The sequence below is a fragment of the Mucilaginibacter lutimaris genome, assembly GCF_042676625.1.
GTDB lineage: Bacteria > Bacteroidota > Bacteroidia > Sphingobacteriales > Sphingobacteriaceae > Mucilaginibacter > Mucilaginibacter lutimaris.
Window position 1 is genome coordinate 573096 of record NZ_JBHTIA010000003.1, and the last position, 18521, is coordinate 591616.

At 43.6% G+C, this 18521-nt stretch carries 10 protein-coding genes; 4 read left to right on the plus strand and 6 right to left on the minus strand.

What is annotated here, in order from left to right; all coding sequences use genetic code 11:
* Window positions 1-4: 4 nt before the first annotated feature.
* Window positions 5-2266, minus strand: a complete 2262-nt coding sequence (gene tamL, locus ACFQZI_RS03405) for a translocation and assembly module lipoprotein TamL (RefSeq protein WP_377138414.1) — start codon at window positions 2264-2266, stop codon at window positions 5-7.
* Window positions 2263-7380 carry a translocation/assembly module TamB domain-containing protein gene (locus tag ACFQZI_RS03410; RefSeq protein WP_377138417.1) on the minus strand — a complete coding sequence of 1706 codons (5118 nt, stop codon included), beginning with the start codon at window positions 7378-7380 and terminating at the stop codon, window positions 2263-2265. The genes tamL and ACFQZI_RS03410 overlap by 4 nt, the downstream gene beginning before the upstream one ends.
* 295 nt (window positions 7381-7675) lie before the next feature.
* Between ACFQZI_RS03410 and dnaE the strand changes: the two genes are divergently transcribed.
* Both dnaE and ACFQZI_RS03420 read left to right on the plus strand, forming a co-directional pair.
* Window positions 7676-11266: a DNA polymerase III subunit alpha gene (gene dnaE / locus ACFQZI_RS03415; RefSeq protein WP_377138420.1), complete on the plus strand. Its 3591-nt coding sequence runs from the start codon at window positions 7676-7678 to the stop codon at window positions 11264-11266.
* Between the two features lie 149 nt (window positions 11267-11415).
* Window positions 11416-11727 (plus strand): EthD family reductase, encoded by a 312-nt coding sequence (locus tag ACFQZI_RS03420; protein WP_377138422.1) that lies wholly within the window; start codon window positions 11416-11418, stop codon window positions 11725-11727.
* Window positions 11728-11761: 34 nt separating this feature from the next.
* On the opposite strand, the gene ACFQZI_RS03425 is transcribed toward ACFQZI_RS03420, so the two are convergent.
* On the minus strand, window positions 11762-12088 hold the full coding sequence (locus ACFQZI_RS03425; RefSeq protein WP_377138424.1) for a hypothetical protein: 327 nt from the start codon (window positions 12086-12088) through the stop codon (window positions 11762-11764).
* Window positions 12089-12275: 187 nt separating this feature from the next.
* Here ACFQZI_RS03425 and trxA point away from each other — a divergent pair, with 187 nt between their 5' ends.
* Together trxA and ACFQZI_RS03435 are read left to right on the plus strand one after the other, a co-directional pair.
* Window positions 12276-12596 (plus strand): thioredoxin, encoded by a 321-nt coding sequence (trxA, locus tag ACFQZI_RS03430; RefSeq protein WP_377138427.1) that lies wholly within the window; start codon window positions 12276-12278, stop codon window positions 12594-12596.
* Between the two features lie 76 nt (window positions 12597-12672).
* A complete protein-coding gene (locus ACFQZI_RS03435) occupies window positions 12673-13713 on the plus strand; it encodes a sulfite exporter TauE/SafE family protein (RefSeq protein ID WP_377138430.1) in 1041 nt (346 codons plus the stop codon).
* 51 nt (window positions 13714-13764) lie between these two features.
* Here ACFQZI_RS03435 and ACFQZI_RS03440 read toward each other — a convergent pair whose 3' ends face one another.
* The 3 genes from ACFQZI_RS03440 to ACFQZI_RS03450 all read right to left on the minus strand — a co-directional run bounded on the left by ACFQZI_RS03440 (window position 13765) and on the right by ACFQZI_RS03450 (window position 18333).
* Window positions 13765-14463, minus strand: a complete 699-nt coding sequence (locus tag ACFQZI_RS03440; protein ID WP_377138432.1) for a head GIN domain-containing protein — start codon at window positions 14461-14463, stop codon at window positions 13765-13767.
* A 186-nt stretch (window positions 14464-14649) separates the two neighbouring features.
* Window positions 14650-16299 (minus strand): M1 family metallopeptidase, encoded by a 1650-nt coding sequence (locus ACFQZI_RS03445; RefSeq protein ID WP_377138434.1) that lies wholly within the window; start codon window positions 16297-16299, stop codon window positions 14650-14652.
* A 168-nt stretch (window positions 16300-16467) separates the two neighbouring features.
* A complete protein-coding gene (locus ACFQZI_RS03450; RefSeq protein WP_377138437.1) occupies window positions 16468-18333 on the minus strand; it encodes a CocE/NonD family hydrolase in 1866 nt (621 codons plus the stop codon).
* Between the last annotated feature and the right edge of the window lie 188 nt (window positions 18334-18521).

Genomic DNA, 18521 nt, shown 5'->3' on the forward strand with positions numbered 1-18521 from the left:
TTAATTAGAACGGATAACCTATCGCGATATTTAAAATAGCGTTTTTAAAGCTTGGACTGATAGACCGTGTGCCACCCGCAGGGGTGTAAGGCCTCATCAATGGAAAGCCGAGGTCGGCACGTAGCACCAATATGGTAGCATCAAACCTTAAACCTGCGCCCGCATCAACCGCCAGTTGAGATAAGAAGTTAGGCCCAAATGTGCCGCCTGGCTGGTGTGGCTTCGCATTCCAGATGTTACCCGCATCGGCAAATAGTGCGCCGTACACTATGCTAAATAGTTTTTGGCGAAACTCAATATTAGCCTCCAGTTTTATATCACCACTTTGGTCGGCAATAAAGCTGTTGCCGCTAAGCGGGGTAGGGTCAACCGTACCGGGGCCTATGGATCTCGGCCTGAAACCTCTTAAACTGTTTGGGCCGCCAATAAAAAATTGCTGGTTATAAGGCAATATGGTGGAGTTGCCATAAGGTAAGCCAACTCCCACCAAAAGCCTTGTAGCAATTTTGCTTCCTACGCTTAATTTATGGAAGAACCTTATCTCGCTTTCTACTTTAGCATACTGGTTAAATATCGTCCCGAAGAGTTTTTTCTCTTTACCGGCAAGTGTGTCGGCACCGGTAATTAAACCATATAAGTTGTTTGACAAACTTACCTTACCACGGAAAAAGATACTGTTGGTGCGGTAATCTTCGGTAGTGTTGTCATAAGTATAAGCATAGCTTGGGCCCAAGGTAAATTGGGGATCTATAACGTGTTTAAGAGAAGGGTTACGATTGTTTGAATTGCTTATGCTATCCCGGTACAAATCTGTAATATTCCTTGGTTTGACAAAGGTTGCCTCCAAAAGATTTAACTCATGGAGCTTATGCTGGTTGGTTTTAAACTGGTAGCCAAATGAGCCGGTGAACGAGTTTAGCGAATATAATTTTTGCCTAACTACAGACGTATAGCCCAAGGTTAACACCGTGCGCGGGATGTAAGCGTTTGAAGAGCTTACGCGCCATGGCGTAATTAAGCGTGGCCACGACAGGCTGGTTTGCACACCATATTGAAACACATTAAAGCCATTGTTTTGTCCGCCTATCTGCACGTCGGTACTACCGAACAGGGTAACAGTGAGTAGTTCGCCACCTTTGAATGCGTTACGGTTTTTCCAGCTTAAATTTATTTGCGTACCGGTATAATTTGCAGAGGTAGTACGGCCAATGATCTCGGCTTGTAAAGATTTACGCTTGTACGGCGTCAGGAAATAATAAACATCCAGCTTTGGCGAGTCTGGGGTTACATCTTCAAACCTGTTTTTAACATAACGGTACGGGCCTAAATTAATGAACCTGTTTAATGAATTATTATGCGTGGTGCGGCTGTATGCATCATTAGGGTGCAGCAACACCGTATTGGCAAAAAGGTATGGCCTCGCGGTATTACGTGGATCAACAATATTATACCAGCGGTATGGCTTTGCCTGGTCAAGCTTTAAAGAAGTATCCCTCAAATTGTAGTTGGGATAAACATAAATGTTACGGATAGTATAGATCTCGCGCGCACGCTCGGGTGTGGTTTCTTTAATTTTTACCAATAGATCTACCTTGTGGGTATCAACCGTACTATCAACTTTCACGATCAATTGCTCGGGCGCGAAGAAGAAGAAGCCTTCATCTTTCAGGCGCGTATCAATACGTATCCTTTCAGATTTAATAACATCCAGGTTGTATTTGTCGCCGGCTTTCAGCAATGTACCCGCTTGTGTGCCTTTGATAGCCGTATCCAGATTATTATCCGTAGCACTTGGGAATGTTACGTTGCGAATAGTATATGATGGCCCCGGCAAAGCGGTGAATACAGCCGACGCAGTTTTCTTTTTACCAATGGTATCACCACTAACTGAGGCCTGGAAATAGCTTTCGTTTTGCAACCGGTTGGTCATGATCTCGCTATTTTTGGCCAGGTCAACCTGACTTACATAAACAGGCGGCTCGCCATATTTGCTCAAAAACTTTTGAATAAAACCCTTACGCGCTTTGGTTTTATAATAAAGCCAAAGCTTAATGCGCATGCCCAGTAACTTAGCGTTGGGTTTAGGGCGGATGAGTGTTTTCATTTCGGCACTAATGGCCTTTGCATCACCTTTTGATATATTTTTATCATTAACCTTTACGGTACCACCGGTATATAATTTTTCACCCTCGGGTACGTATTTGGTGGTACTGCAAGCGTTTAGTATTACGGCCAGTGATAGTAAATATATTATCCGTTTTATCATAAGGTAGTGGTCTGGGTCTTAGCTCTTTGTTCTTTATCTTTTTCCTGCGAGGCTTTTTCCTGCTCGTCTTTCAATTTCTGCTCTTGTTTGTATTTTCGGCGCATAGCTTTTTCCTGCTCGGTACGCTTGCGGAATATTTCGCGGAAGCGGTTGTAATCTACAGTAAGCGAGAAGCCCAGACCAGTTTCAACGATCTGGCCCTGTATCACTACGAACTCATCCTTGCGATAAGCGCGCAGGGTATAGCGGCCATCCTTACTCAACTTATAATTTACCGAAACGTTACCGGCGATGTTTGATGTTTTTTGCCCTTGCTGGGCGCCTTCCAAATTAAAGTTATTACCTACCGACACCGTCAGCCTGTCGTTAAGGAAACGTTTGGACAAGCCTACATTCAGATCCGTTCGGTTAGTGGCTGTGCCTGATGAGTAATCTTCGCCCGATGTCAAACCGAAATTCAAATCCACGCCCGAAATTAAACCGCCTGCAAGGCTGTTCAACTGGTCTGTCAATAAACTGCTTACGCTATTACGTATGGCACCCTGCACACCTGCGCTGCCGCCCTGGCTCTGCAGCGGATTATCGCCAATAAAATGGCCCAGTACCAATACCCCAAGTACCTGTTTGTTCAGTTCATTAGGGTCTTGCCTTACTTGTGCCAGGCGGGTCTCAACGTTGTTGGTTACCTCGGCGGCTACGTTATAGTTGCTGTCCGGCAGGGTAATATCAAAGCTGATGTTTGGTTTCATCAACTCGTTACGCAGGTTAAGGTTTACGTTAAACGGTAACTTCTGTTTGTATTGAGTAGAGTTCTCGTCGCTTAGCTGGTTAGCTACCAGATCAATAGGGGGCACGTTGGCTACATAAATAGCTGTCAGGTCTATATTAGCGCTGGTTGGGTCGCCTGTCCAGGTGATGGTGCTACCTTGCTTAAAGTTGAATTTGCGCGATACTGTAGCGTAGGATAGGTTATATGAACCACGGTTTACCGTATAGGTACCTGTCAAGCTGGTTTTGCCGCTTGGGTCTATACCGCCACTCAGGTGCGCCTCGCCTAAAAGCTCAACAACATCACCGTTACGCTCGTCGATAACGATATTGAATTTCGCGTTCTTATCGATGTTTACCGTCGCGTTCACATCCAACCCGGTTATCTCCGAGTTTTTCAATGAATCCAGCTGCCGGGCAACCAGTATCGAATCCATTTTAGGGTCTTTAGAGTTCCAGAATTCCACAACACCTTTACGGTCTTCTACACCAGGGTCAGTGGTCGGTAACACAAAAACCATATCGGTTTTATCGTTTACGGTCAATGTGGCGTCAACAACCGGTTTGGCCATATCACCACGGACCTTGATATCGGTATCGATAAACAATTTACCATAAAATAGCTTGTTATCTGCCTTGGTAGAATTAACCGCGCGGAAATTGTTGGCACGGATATTCATGCCAAATTTAAAGTCGGTATAGGTTTTAGTGTACACCGAACCTGATACAATGGCTTTATTCCCCGTAGAATCGACAAGGGTGAAATCGTTAAAGCGGATCCCCTCATCGTTAAACGTAATGCTTTCCTGCGGCATAGTAAAGTAGGAGTTAAGCATACTTACGTTAAACCCAACCTTGTTAAAATTAATATTTCCCCGTACAGCCGGCGCACTGGTTGTACCGGTTATCTTCAGGCTACCGGTTATGTTACCGCTCGAGTTTTTGATGGCGCCAAAGCTAAAACCCTCTATGCTTTTCATGCCCAGGTTAACGATGTTTAAATTCAGGTCAAACCGGCTCTCGGGAAGGGTGTAATACATACCATTCAGGTCTACCTGGTTGCCGCGGCCGGTAATACTCATTTGCGCGGCGTAGGCATTAGCTGTTTGGTTATTTACCTTTAAGGCGATGTTGCCCACAGTATCGCCTTTAAAATTAAAGTCGCTTACGTTTAACGCTGCCGTAAATACAGGCGATTTTTGGAAGTTGCTTATCTCGGCATTACCATTAATGGTACCGCCCACTAACAGCGAATCCTGTTTAGCAAGTTTAGTTAAAGTTTCTATTCTGAAGTTCCTGAAATCAACCGTTATAGGCCCATTGTACTGCCCCGAAGTGGTATTGGCGCTTAACACCTGGTTGCTGTTGGTGATGCTAAAATTCCTTGCCAAAACCCCTTTACCGCCAAACATTAAAGCATTGTTTGGATTAACCGACCATGCGGTATAGTCAAGCAATAAGCCATTTTCTAAAAAGCTGAACTGATATTCGTTTGGTAAAGCGCTAAACTGCCCTGCAACACGGTAACGTTCTTTTCTTGTTTTATCCCTAACCTGTAAACTAATACCCAACTTGTTGTTTTGGGCCATGCCGCCTACGCTGGTGTATAGCAAATCGAGCGATGAACCAACTTCTATTTCATCAATGGTTAGGTTATAGTTAAGCGCGTTGTTGCCTGTGTTTACGGCCAGTTTAAGGTTGTTAACCGTATTGGTGCCATAAATAACCCGAGGAGCCGATCCGTTTACGATCAACTCGCCGGTAGTGCTGTTAAAGCGGCCGTTAAAAATTACCGGGTCAAGCTGTTTAAGGTCGGGCACAAATTGGGTAACCAGTGGTGTTTTTACAAGTCGTGCGTCAAATGCAAATTGCTGAGGCGAGTATTTCACTTTTGCACGAGGCGTTTTGCTGCCCAGGCTGGTGTTGTAATATTTGTCTATAACATCCTGCACGGCAGGCGCAATTTGTGTTAGCTTATACTTACCGGCCATATGCGCGTAAAACATTGGCGCTTTTAAATAAAGCGTACTGCTGTCGGCAGTAGCTGTAGATACCAGGCTTACGGTGTCCAATTGAATACGCTGACCGTTATTGTTGATCAACAGATCGGTAGCTAATATCTTAGCGTTTAAATAATCAGGATCTGCGGTTGGTACATCGGCAATTATTTTACCGTGGAAACGCATTGGGTTAGCCGTAAAATGCAGCTTTTGCAGATCGATGCTGTCAACCGAAAGCGTGGCATTCACCGACGGGTATTTTTTGTTCATGTTGGCCTTTGCATCAAGCGTAAAGTTGATGTTAGGGTCCTTCATGCGGGCTTTAGCCACATAGCTGCCATTGCGGGCTGTGCCATTCATGATAAGGTTACGGTAAGTGTAACCTTTAACATTTGCGCTTACCACATCTCCATTAAATTTTAGGCTGGCGGTTTTAGGGTCGAGGCCGGTACCACTGATGTTGGCTTTCATGGTTACAAAACCAACCATTTGCGGTTGTTTAGTAAGCGCGCCCACATTTAGGTTATTCGCTTTGATATTGGCCGTATAAGTTTCGCTGCCTTTGCGCGCACCACTTTTCATAGCCGCCACCAGGTCAACAGCGCCATAGCTGCTGCGCAGGGTCATTTTTGTATTAAAGTTTTTCATGCTGCCCTTAAATGTGCCTTTTAGGTCCATGTTTTCGGGGATACTCACATTTGGCGGGATAGTACCTTTTGGTACCAGGCGGGTAATATCGTTGCGTGTTGTACGGAAATCATTTATCGTAACATCAAACACCGATTTTTCTACATTAGGCAGGCCGCGCATATTGGCTGATGCTTTAACATAAGTATTGCCGAAGCCGCTTATTTCAATATTCGGGATGCGCAGGTTATCTACCGTGCCGTTAACCCGGCCGTTTATTTTAATAGTAGAGTTTGGCGACGATTTAAAAGGCTCCATAGATGCCATGGTTGGCATCAGCAGCAATACATCGCGCAGGCCCAGTTTGCTGCCATCTAAATTGGCGTTGATGCTTAGCTTACCCAGGTTATTGGTTAACGATTCTATTGATGGGTAGCCAACCTGCAGGTCTTTTTGGATAACCGAGCGCGGCGTTTGCACCAGCAGGTCTTTCAGGTAAGCATTCTTTGGTCCGTAAAAAAATGTAGTATGGAATTTTTCTATCGCTAAACCGCTCTTTTCGGTAAAGGTAAACGAGTTGACCCGGCCCGAGAGGCTATCAGTTGAGTAGCCAATTTTCTCAGCATCAACATTCAGGTTTTTAATATTCATGTGGGCAAAGTCCAATCCGCGTGGCAACTGTTTTTGCGCGTCGTTATCAAACTTAATGTTGTTATTGGTAAACACTACCTTATCCAGCCTTGCGCTCCAGCCTTTGGCCTGCGTGCGCGAGGTTAACGTATCAATTTTTTTAATGGTTTTATCAACCGCCTTAGCGACCGTGGTTGGTTTGGCAAATGTAAGCCCGGCGGTGGTATTATCTAAGGTGATAGATTTAATACCAACGCTTTGGTTCTTCATATCTATCTTATCCATGTTTACCACAAACTTGCCCAGGTCAACATTGGCGGCCATTTCGCTGCTTTTGTAATCAACCTTAACCTTGTCAATATTTATTTCGCCTAGGCCAAGGTCCATATTTAAGGGTTTGGTTGCGGTATCAATAGTAGCGGCCTGTTTAATGGATGAACCTGCCGGTGTCTGGATAATTTTGGCATTAACTCCGCTCAGGTTTATTTTAGGGATAGTGAACTTCATTTTATCCATATCAAAATCCTTGATACGGGTGTCAAAGTGGCCTAAAAGGAATTTTACATCATTACCGGTAGTAACGTCTTTATATTTAACATTTATCCTGTCGAGTATTATTTTATCTACCGAGAATTTCATGGTAGAGGTGGTGTCCTCGGGCTTAACTTCTTTTTTTTGCTCACCGGCAAACGCCTTAATAATATAATCGAAGTTAAAAAGGCTATCGGGCCCGCGGCTAACGTTGGCTGTTATACCCTCCAGGTTTATTTCGTTTATTTCAACTTTGTTTTTTAGCAGCTTTAGTAGCGTGATATCTACTTTTAATTTGTCGCCTGCAATAAGGGTATCTTTTTTCTGGTCCTCAAAGTATACGTCCTCAAGTACCAATAATTTAGGCAGCCCCAAACTAATGTGGCCAATCTCAACTTTTGTATGAATTTTATTTTGCAGGAAGGTAACCGCTTTGTCCTTCGCAAAGTTTTGCACGGCAGGTACCTGTATTAAAATAACTACAAGCAAAACTAAAAAGATTACACTTGCAAGTATCCAAAGTATTGTTTTAAGGGCTATACGTCCAAATCGTTCCAAATTATTAAAGGTTAGGGTTACTACTTATAGTTATACAAATTATAGCTAAACCATTGCCGGAATAAGTTTTTAACACACGTTTAATGCTAATGTTTGCTGTTAGCGGTGGGAATTGCTTAGAAAAAACAGGCGCCGGCACATATGTAATACCTTCTTTACAGAAAAAGCATGCCAAAGGAAAATTTGGTTGACCCACAAAACTAATATTGTTGAAATATTAATGCCATAAGCTATGCGCAGCCCGTTTTGTTTTTGATAAATTTGTAACCCACAGGATTTAGCAGAAAGAGATACCATGCCCGAATTTTCGCACTTACACGTACATACCCAATTTTCATTACTTGATGGTGCCGCCGATATATCAAAACTATATAAAAAAGCGGCTGCCGATGGTATGAAAGCCCTGGCCATTACCGACCACGGCAATATGTTTGGCGCGTTTAAATTTGTGGCCGAAGCAGGTAAGCATAATGTAAAACCTATTGTAGGCTGCGAGTTTTATGTGGTTGATGACAGGCATAAAAAACAATTTACCAAAGAGGCAAAAGATAAGCGTTACCACCAGTTAATGCTGGCAAAAAATGCCGAGGGCTACAAAAACCTTATTAAGCTTTGTTCTCTCGGTTACATGGAGGGCCTTTACAGCAAGTGGCCGCGTATTGATAAGGAGCTGATCCTGAAATACCATAAAGGTATTATTGCAACTACCTGTTGCCTTGGTGCATCTGTACCGCAGGCCATATTGCGCGATGGCGAAGCCGCCGCCGAAATTGAATTTAAGTGGTGGCTTGATCTGTTTGGCGAAGATTTCTACATAGAAATGCAGCGCCACGATATTCCCGAGCAAAATACCGTTAACCTGGTGTTGGCTAAATTCGCCAAAAAATATAATGTTAAAGTTATTTGTTCTAACGATTCGCACTACGTAGATCAGCAGGATAGTAACGCCCACGATATTTTACTTTGTGTAAATACCGGCGATTTGCAAAGCACCCCCATAGCTACCGATGAAGAAGGTGGCAAAGGCTACCGTTTTGGCTTCACCAACGACCAGTTTTACTTTAAAACACAGGCAGAAATGGGTAAGCTGTTCAGTGATATGCCCGAGTCGCTGGATAATACGCAGGAAATTGTAGATAAGGTAGATGTACTGAAACTGAAAAGGGACATCCTGCTGCCCAACTATGTTATCCCGCCAGAGTTTAAGATCCACAGCGATATGACGCCCGACGCGGATACCCTTAACCAATGGGAGTACCTGAAGCACCTTACCTTTATGGGTGCTAAAGAGCGTTATAAAGACATTAGCCCCGAGGCCGAGGAGCGCATCAACTTCGAGTTGTTTACCATCCGCACCATGGGGTTTGCGGGCTACTTTTTAATTGTAGCCGATTTCATTAAAGCCGGCCGCGATATGGGCGTATTCATTGGTCCGGGCCGTGGTTCGGCCGCCGGCTCGGTGGTAGCATATTGTACGGGTATCACCAACATCGACCCTTTAAAATACAACCTCCTTTTCGAGCGTTTTCTTAACCCGGACCGTAAAAGCATGCCCGATATTGATACGGATTTTGACGATGCCGGTCGCCAGAAAGTTATCGACTACGTGGTTGATAAATATGGCAAGAACCAGGTAGCTCAGATCATCACCTACGGTTCTATGGCTGCCCGTACCAGTATACAGGATGTAGGCCGCGTGTTAGATATGCCGCTTAGTGAGGTGAACGCTATGAAAAAGCTGGTGCCCGAAACGCTTGGCATCAATCTTAAAACGGCCATTGAACAAGTGCCCGAACTGCAAGCTATTTATAAAGCCGATGATCTTAGGGGCACCGTGCTACGCGAGGCTGAAAAGCTGGAGGGATCTGTTCGAAATACGGGTGTGCATGCCGCGGGTATCATTATAGCTCCATACGATCTCACCGAGATCGTCCCGGTTGCAACCGCGAAGGATTCTGACCTTTTGGTTACTCAGTACGATGGCCGCGTAATTGAGGACGCAGGTGTAATAAAGATGGACTTTTTGGGATTAAAGACCCTAACCATCATTAAAGACGCGCTTCGCCTCATTAAACAAAACCACGATGTACATATCGATATAGATTATATCCCGCTGGATGATGAGCTTACTTATGAGCTTTACCAGCGTGGTGATACCAACGGTACCTTTCAGTTTGAAAGTGACGGTATGCAAATGTACTTGCGCGACCTTAAGCCCGATAAGTTTGAGGATTTAATTGCCATGAACGCCCTGTACCGCCCGGGGCCGATAGAGTACATCCCCAACTTTATTAAGCGTAAGCACGGGCTTGAACCTATTGTGTTTGACCTTGCCGATATGGAAGAGTACCTGGGCGAGACCTATGGTATTACCGTATACCAGGAGCAGGTGATGCTGCTGTCGCAAAAGCTGGCGGGCTTTAGTAAGGGCGATGCCGACGTTTTGCGTAAGGCGATGGGTAAAAAACAGATCGAGGTCCTCAATAAAATGGAGGCTCAGTTTATGGAGGGAGCCATGGCGAAAGGCCATCCCAAAGATAAATTGAGCAAGATCTGGACCGACTGGAAGGCCTTTGCGCAGTACGCTTTCAATAAATCGCACTCCACCTGTTACGCTTTTGTGGCTTACCAAACGGCTTACCTAAAAGCGCATTACCCGGCAGAATATATGGCGGCGGTACTAAACAACCAAAACAACATGGAGAAGATAACCTTCTTTATGGAGGAATGTCGCCGCATGGGTGTTGAGGTTTTAGGCCCGGATATTAATGAGAGCGATATGGCCTTTACCGCCAACAGAAAAGGCGTTATTCGTTTTGGTATGGCAGGGGTTAAAGGGGTAGGTGAAAAGGCAGTTGAAAGCATAATAGAAGAGCGACTAAAAAATGGCCCATACAAAAGTGTTTATGATTTTGCCCAGCGCTCCAACACGCGCTGCGTAAACCGTAAATCTTATGAAAATTTGGTTTATGGCGGGGCATTTGATGGGTTTGGTTTAAACCGCGCGCAATTCTTCGCCAAAACCGAGAACGGTATTTTAAGCGGGGTAGAGCGCCTTATAAAATATGGTAACGATTATCAAAATACGCAAAGCAGCTCGCAATCATCACTGTTTGGTGGTTCGGTTGCTTCGTACATACCCGAGCCGGCTATGCCCGATGCCGAAGAATGGCCGTTGATAGAAAAGCTTAAATACGAGAAAGATGTTATCGGGATTTATTTAACCGGCCACCCGCTTGACAATTTTAAGCTGGAGATGGATAAGTATTGCAATACTACTCTTACCGAATTGAAGCTTATTCAAAAAGCGCGCACAGGAGAAGGCGGCGAAGAAGTAATGGAGAACCTAGCCAACCTGCGCAAACGCGGCGAGATATGTATCGGCGGCGTAGTGGGCAACGTGCAGCATAAAACCACCAAGATGGGCAAGCCTTTTGGTACATTCGTGTTGGAAGATTACAACGAGAGTTATGAGTTTGCTTTCTTTGGCGAAGACTATCCAAAATTCCGTAATATGATGGTTGATGGCTTCTTCCTGCATATTAAAGGCACTATAGAAGAGAAATTCCGCCAAAAAGATAACTGGGATCTGAGGATAACTTCTATAAGTTTACTTTCTGAAATGCGGGATAAGTTAACCAAATCTTTAACCGTATGCCTGGATGTAAAAGCGCTGAACAACCAGTTGCTTGATAACCTGATGCAGGTGATCAACACCAACAACGAGAAATACCCGGCAAAAAGCTGCGCGCTTAAATTTAAGATCCGCGACGGCGAAGATGCGATGTATGTAGACCTGCTGTCCAAATCGCATAAGGTAAGCCCAAGTGATGAGCTGATGGCTGATATTTTTAACCTGACGAATGCGCAGCCGGTGTTGATGTAGTGAAGGTTATTGTGTAATTTGCTGATAATGATGTCAAACATCAAACCAAAATTGCATGAGAACCAAATTTTTACTATTTGTCGCGGCTATCGCGTTCGCGGTAATCTGTCAACCAGCGGCCGCCCATGCCCAGGAAATAAAAAAAGGGGATGATAAAAGTAACCATCCTTTATCCTAACGCCGAGGGAAACACCTTTGATATGGCCTACTACACCGGCAAACACTTCCCTATGCTAAGGCGCGTGTTTGGCGATAGCATGAAAGCCACCGCTATCGACAAAGGCATGGCTTCGGGCACGCCCGGCGCGCCTGTGCCATTTTTAGCGATAGGCTATTTATACTTCGAAAACATCTCGGCTTTTCAAAACGGGATGAAAGAGCACGCTGCGGAAATAAGAGCAGATATTCCTCACTATACCAACATCAAGCCTATTATACAGATAAGCGAGGTGGTTGAATAAATGGGTCAAGTTTAAACACAAGCGGCGACTTGCTTCAACCTTCTTTCATTTTTTGGTTAGACTTATAATTGCTATAACTAATTATAGCTATGATAGGTGTAGCAATAAAAGTGATCAAAAATCCTATTATAGCAACACCCTCTACGCCGGTAATGCATTTAATATTTGAAGAAATACCACAGATAAAAATATAGGTAGCAACTAACGGTAAAATAATACCCAATAGTAAACTTATGATATTAATGCCGATGAAAGAAAGCGCGATTTTACCATGGACCTTCTTACTTGATAAAACTACCTGTATTACAGGTGCTGTAAACAGTAATAAAAGCGGAATAATTGCAAATATGAGCGTGTGCATACCTATTTAATTGGTTCTATTTAATACGTTTTCCACATAAAAAGTAACCCCTTTAAGCGCAAAATAAAGCAGCCCACGTCATAAGGTGATATGTTGATAATATAATTGTCACATTGTCATGCGGCTACTTGTGGCAAGCTATTTGAATAGTATATATTTGTATAACATTATTAAAAATATAGAAATCATGGCTTTAGAAATAACTGATGCAAACTTCGACGAACTTGTACTTAAATCAGATAAACCTGTACTAATTGATTTTTGGGCAGAGTGGTGTGGCCCTTGTAGAATGGTAGGCCCTGTTGTTGAAGAACTTGCTAAAGAATACGATGGCAAAGCCGTTGTAGGTAAAGTAAACGTAGATAACAACCCGGGTATTTCGATGAAATACGGCATCCGTAATATCCCGGCTTTATTATATTTTAAAGGCGGCGAAATTGTTGACAAACAAATTGGCGCTGTACCAAAATCAGTACTTGCAGATAAATTAACTAAGCAGTTAGCTTAATTATTTTAAATACAATAAAATAAGAAAGGGAAAGTTATTTAACTATTCCCTTTTTTTATACCCTTAACTTTTAAGAATGACCTTAAGCTTTTTATCGATTGCGCTTTTCGCAGCATCATTTATCGCATTTGTAATTAGTGGAATTTGTGGCGGTGGCGCAAGCTTTATATTGCTGCCATTGTTGGGGCTATTTTTACCTGTAACACAAATACCCGCTGCTATTTCTTTGGGGTCGTTAACCAGCAGCATATCAAGATTGGCTATTTTCAAAAAAAATGTTCGTTGGGACATTGTGGGCTATTTTGTACCCACCGCATTACCGGCAGTTTGGTTAGGAGCAAAATTTATCACTCTTATTAACCCCTTATTTATGCAATTGACGATAGGGGTGTTTTTAGCAATTAATTTGCCAATGATGTTTGTGCCTTTTGATGGTGCACGTACTATGGCAAAAGGTAGTAGTAAATTTACAATTGCTATTATTGGGTTTGCAACAGGATTTTTGTCGGGCTTAACGGGGGCCGTGGGTTTACTTTTCAATAGGTTTTATTTAACACGGGGCTTGTCTAAAGAAGAAATAATTGCAACACGGGCTGCTAACGAGTTGCTATTGCATATCCTGAAGTTAGCTTTGTACGCTTTTTTTGGTTTGGTTACAATAAAATCAGTAAGCGTTGGGTTGGTTGTTGCATTTACAGCAATAATTTCTTCGCTACTAATGAAACCCATATTAAGAGCAATCTCTGAAAAGTTCTTTAGAAAAATTGGTATAACCGCCATGGTAAGCCTTGGCTGTTTTATGTTATTTAATTCAATAGACCTTTTAATAAGCAGGGATAATTTAGCACTTAAACTGGTTGATGTTGAAAATGGATTTGAAACCAAAGTGAGTTACCGGCAGCAGGCTTTTTCTGTAGAATTTGAATATGATGAGGGTTTTGAAACAGAGCATACTATCAATTTTTCAGATCTATCAGATAGGTTGCAAAATCAAGTTGCTTATTTGAAAAAAGACGCCGACAAAGTAATCTTAGAAGAAGTTTATGGTTTTAGTAAGCATTATGTAGAAGTTAATCTATATCATGGTAACAAATTAACTGAATTTGAGTTAAAATAGAAAGTCAGGCTGTGCAATATTGCACAGCCTGACTTTTAATATTTACATCTATTACATCCTGCTAACACTACCGCTGCCTGCTTTGGAGCTGGAGATATTTTTAGCAGAACCAGTGTAATGCACATCGCCTGAGCCAACTACCGAAGCTTCTATCTTGTCGTTAGCGTTAACCCTTGCATCGCCACTTCCGGCAACTTTAACCTGGGTATTAGTGGTCACCAAATTTTGACCCGTAAAATCACCCGAGCCTACTACGCTGACAACTGAGTTATCTGCACGGCCGGATAATGTGATATCGCCCGAGCCGCCAATGCTGCTTTCCAGGTTCTTCACATCCACTTTACCAGTGATGTCGCCCGAACCGGTTAATTTGATTTTTAAAGATGTTGCCCTTAAGCCATCTTTAAATACCACATCGCCCGATCCGGCAAGGCTTACCGCGTTAACATCTTTAATAGATACATAAACGATCATCTTTTTATTACCCATACTCCAGTTCCAATTGGTTCCTTCTTTGGTGTAGATCTTTAGCACACCGCCCTGTACTTCAGTGATAATTTTGTCTATAACGTTAGCCGGGGCGTCAACCTTTACAGATTCTGAAGAGCCCTGGGTGATAAATACGTCGTAAGAACCTGCAACAGCAACTGAAGTAAAGCCTGTAAGGTGGCGGTCCTGGGTATCTGCTTTAGCTAATCCGGCTGTTACTACCAGCGCGGCAGCCACTAATAGTGCTTTAAATTTTTTCATGATGTGGGGTTGGTTTTAGTGTTTGTCTGTCTATTAGACGCACCCACGGTTGAGTTAGTTGCATGGTTTTGAAAATAAAATATTTGTCATCCTGAGCATGGCGAAGGATCTATTATTGAACCATGCCTGTTGGAAAGGCAGGTCGGCGGATAGATACTTCACTCCGTTCAGCATGACAAACTTTTATTAATCTACCAGCACCCCTATATAATAATTAAAGGTATCTACCTCTATATTATCCTTGGTGACGCCCTGGATATTAACAGGTGCCCACCTGGTTTTTGGTGTGATGAACTGGTATTCGCCACCTTTTATCTTTACCCGAACAGGCATCTCAAACCGGGCCACATCGGCTATCCAGCGGCTATATAATTTGCCGTTAATGGTAGCAAACTCCAATGTGGGCAGGGTTTTGTACTTTAAATACTGATCAAATACCGGCGTAAGATTTTTACCGCTTTGCTCATTAATGTAGTTCACGATCTGGTCGTGCGTAACGGTTTGATGATAAAAAGTTTTATTTAAGCCACGCAGAATGCCGCGCCATTTTTCATCGTCATTAATGATTGTACGGATCATGTTAAGCAGTGTTGCACCCTTAGGATACATATCGCCCGAACCCTCTTTGTTTACATTATAGGGACCTATGATCGGTCCATCATTCTGTATACCACCACGCTCGCCATGTACGTATTCCAGCCCGGCCTGTTTGCCCCAGTTATCTTCCACAAAAAGCGATTCGCTGTAAGTGGTAAAACCTTCGTGTACCCACATGTCGGCAATATCCTTGGTCGTAATATTATTAGCAAACCATTCGTGGCCGCTTTCATGTATCACAATATAATCCCATTTTAGACCCCAGCCGGTGCCAGATAGGTCGCGGCCCAGGTAGCCATTTTGGTAGTGGTTACCATAGGCTGTACCGCTTTGATGTTCCATACCCAGGTGATGGGTTTCTACCAGTTTATAGCCATCCTCATAAAAAGGGTAGGGGCCAAACCAGTGTTCAAAAGCTTTAAGCATGGGTTTGGCATTTGCACCCCAGTGCTTTTTGGCTTTCGCCAGGTTATAGCTTAAAGGCCAAAAATCCATGGTGAGTTTGCCTTTTTCGCCCATGTATGTATCTGTGTAATGCACGTAGTCGCCAATGTTGGCTTCTATGTTGTAGTTGTTAATGGGGTTAGATACAAACCAATCGAAACGGGTGTAGCCGTCCTTTAAGTCGGTAACCTTACGCAGGCGACCATTGCTTACGTCTTTTAAGCCTTTTGGTACGCTTATGCTGATCAGTACGCTGTCAACCTCGTCGGCCTGATGGTCTTTAGTAGGCCACCACACACTGGCACCCATACCCTGGCAAGCGGTGGATACCCATTTATGACCAAGCGAATCTACATTGTATTCAACGCCGCCATCCCATGGCGCGCGTTTGGCAATAGTTGGGTTACCCGAGTAATAAACCGTGAACTGATCTTTACTGCCTTGTTTTATGGTTTGCGGGAAGGTTGCAAACACCGCGTTAAACTCGCGGGTGTAAGGCACTTCTTTACCTTTATACACTACTTTTTCTACCTTAAGATTAGCAAAAAGGTCAAATTGTAATTTATTAAAATCCTGCGTGGCGGTGTATTTAAAAAGCACATTACCACTGATGAATTTATTGTCAATATCAAACTTCACGTCCAGGTGATAGTAATTAATATCGTAACAGGTACGCAGCGGCGTAAGCATCCCGCGCAAGGTATCCGCATGGGTAAAGGTTTCTTTATGTGTGCCGAGCTGGGCGTGGGCGGCGGATGCAAATAAAATTAAAAGTGCAATCAGGCGTATTTTCATTTTCTTATTATTTCGTTCTTCTAATATCTCATTGCGAGCGATAGCTTGGCAATCTCAGTGGATGAATAGCACTTACGCTCTGTCTATGAGATGGCCACGTCGCGACAGCGCTCCTGGCCATCCCGCTCCTCGCAATGACATTGGGGTATTTTTCTTAATCTCTAAACTCTACTTCAACACCTCCACATCAATAAAGCTATCGTTAAATACGGTGTGTGTAGCTTTTTGATAATCGCTTGCTTCGGCTTTGTATGGGTTCTCTACAAACTTTTGCGGGTTACGGGCATACAGCGGAAACGATGTGCTTTGTACCTGTATCATAATGCGGTGGCCTTTTTTAAAGGTGTGTAGCACATCATTCAGGTGGAAGTTCACATCCGTTTTTTGATTGGCTACCATTGGTACAGCCTTTTCAAAACCATTGCGGAAACGCGCTGGCATTATCTGCGAACGCACCATTTGCTGGTAGTTGCTCAAAATAATGTTCTTGTTTGGCATGTAAGGATTGTTCGGCTCATCTGCAGGGTAAACATCTATCAGTTTTACAATCCAATCGGCATCGGTGCCGGTGGTTGCCACTTTTAGGTTAGCCATTATTTCTCCGCCAAGGGTCATGTCATCCGCCAAAACATCGGTCTGGAAAACCAATACATCTGTACGGCGACCAGCAAAACGCTGGTCCTCGCTCATGTAGTTATGCGGGGTAAAGCCTATGGTAGTAGTATTATCCTCGGTGTACGGAACAGGTTTAAGCGGGTCGCTTACAAAGCTGGTGCTGCCCTGTGCAGACGGTGCAGCATTGGCCAGTTTGCCATCATTGTTCAGGTAAAATTTAACGTGCGTGGCTTCGGCAGCGGGCCATTTATCAAATTTACGCCACTCGTTTTTACCTGTGTTGAACATGTAAGCCTCGGGCAAGCCAGAGTTTTTATCGCCTTTGCCTTTCAAGAAATGATCAAAGAATTTCTGTTCGATGTTCTTTTGGTAAAACGTAGCAATGCTGTCGCCAAAGTAAATGTTGCTGTGCATAGTATGCCCTGTCTCTCGCGACCACCTGCCATGCCCAAATGGACCCATCACAATGGTATTATAAGCGCTTGGGTCTTTCTTTTCGATGGTTTTGTAAATAGCCAGCGGGCCTGTTAAATCTTCGGCGTCAAACCAGCCGCCTACCAGCATCACCGCAGGTTTAACTTTGTTGTAATGTTTAAGCAAACCGCGTTTTTGCCAAAACTCGTCATAGCTTGGGTGGTTAACCGTTTCCTGCCAAAAAAAGTTGTCTTTATAATATTTGTCGGCATTGCTAAGCGGGCCAAGGTCAAGTAAAAACTGGTAGCCATCGCGTGTGCCAGGGTTAAACATTTGATTTTGGTACCATGCTTTGCTGGTAGTATCTGTTTTTTGTACGCCAAACACCGGGAAAGTAAAAAAATAGCTTTCGATAAAAGCGCCATTGTGGTGAAAGTCGTCAAAAAAGAAATCGGAGATAGGTGCCTGCGGCGATGATGCCTTAAGCGCAGGGTGGTTACTTAGTATGCCCGCCGCGGTATAAAAACCGGGGTAGCTGATGCCCCACTGGCCAACCTTGCCATTATTGCCAACCGCGTTTTTTATCAGCCACTCAATGGTATCGTAAGTGTCTGAGCCTTCATCAACATCTGTTTTGGCTTTTTTGTTATCTATAACAGGTGTCATGTTGGTCCAGGTGCCTTCGCTTTTGTAGCGGCCGCGCACATCTTGGTACACAAAAATATAACCTTCCTGCATCATGTATTTGGACGGGCCCACCTGGCCGGGATACTTTGTTTCGCCATAAGGGGCAACGCTGTAGCAGGTACGCTGCATCATGATAGGGTATTTTTTATCCTTAGATGCATCGTTTGGGGTGTAAATAGAGGTGAAAAGTTTTACACCGTCGCGCATGGTGATGTAAACATCCTTTTTGGTGTAATGCTCTTTAACATAGGTGCTTTGTGCAAAAACACCACTACAGGCAGCGGCCATTACAAATAGTAACGCGTAGAGTTTTTTCATGATGTGGGTCAGTAAGTTAGTGATGGCGTAATTTACTAAGTATATATATAATATACTAATAGGTTATAAAGGTGTTACAAAGTCCATCTTGTTAGATTAGGTGCCTGGTTTCGCCGAATAGGAAAGGCTTGATGAAGCAAGTGTCAACCTGCTCACATTTTAATTAATTACCTATTTATAAGCCTGTA

Coding starts and splice junctions, on each gene's coding strand:
- ACFQZI_RS03425 (WP_377138424.1), bottom strand. CDS start 12,088: ATGCACACGCTCATATTTGCAATTATTCCGCTTTTATTACTGTTTACA.
- ACFQZI_RS03445 (WP_377138434.1), bottom strand. CDS start 16,299: ATGAAAATACGCCTGATTGCACTTTTAATTTTATTTGCATCCGCCGCC.
- ACFQZI_RS03435 (WP_377138430.1), top strand. CDS start 12,673: ATGACCTTAAGCTTTTTATCGATTGCGCTTTTCGCAGCATCATTTATC.
- ACFQZI_RS03440 (WP_377138432.1), bottom strand. CDS start 14,463: ATGAAAAAATTTAAAGCACTATTAGTGGCTGCCGCGCTGGTAGTAACA.
- trxA (WP_377138427.1), top strand. CDS start 12,276: ATGGCTTTAGAAATAACTGATGCAAACTTCGACGAACTTGTACTTAAA.
- dnaE (WP_377138420.1), top strand. CDS start 7,676: ATGCCCGAATTTTCGCACTTACACGTACATACCCAATTTTCATTACTT.
- ACFQZI_RS03420 (WP_377138422.1), top strand. CDS start 11,416: ATGATAAAAGTAACCATCCTTTATCCTAACGCCGAGGGAAACACCTTT.
- ACFQZI_RS03450 (WP_377138437.1), bottom strand. CDS start 18,333: ATGAAAAAACTCTACGCGTTACTATTTGTAATGGCCGCTGCCTGTAGT.
- tamL (WP_377138414.1), bottom strand. CDS start 2,266: ATGATAAAACGGATAATATATTTACTATCACTGGCCGTAATACTAAAC.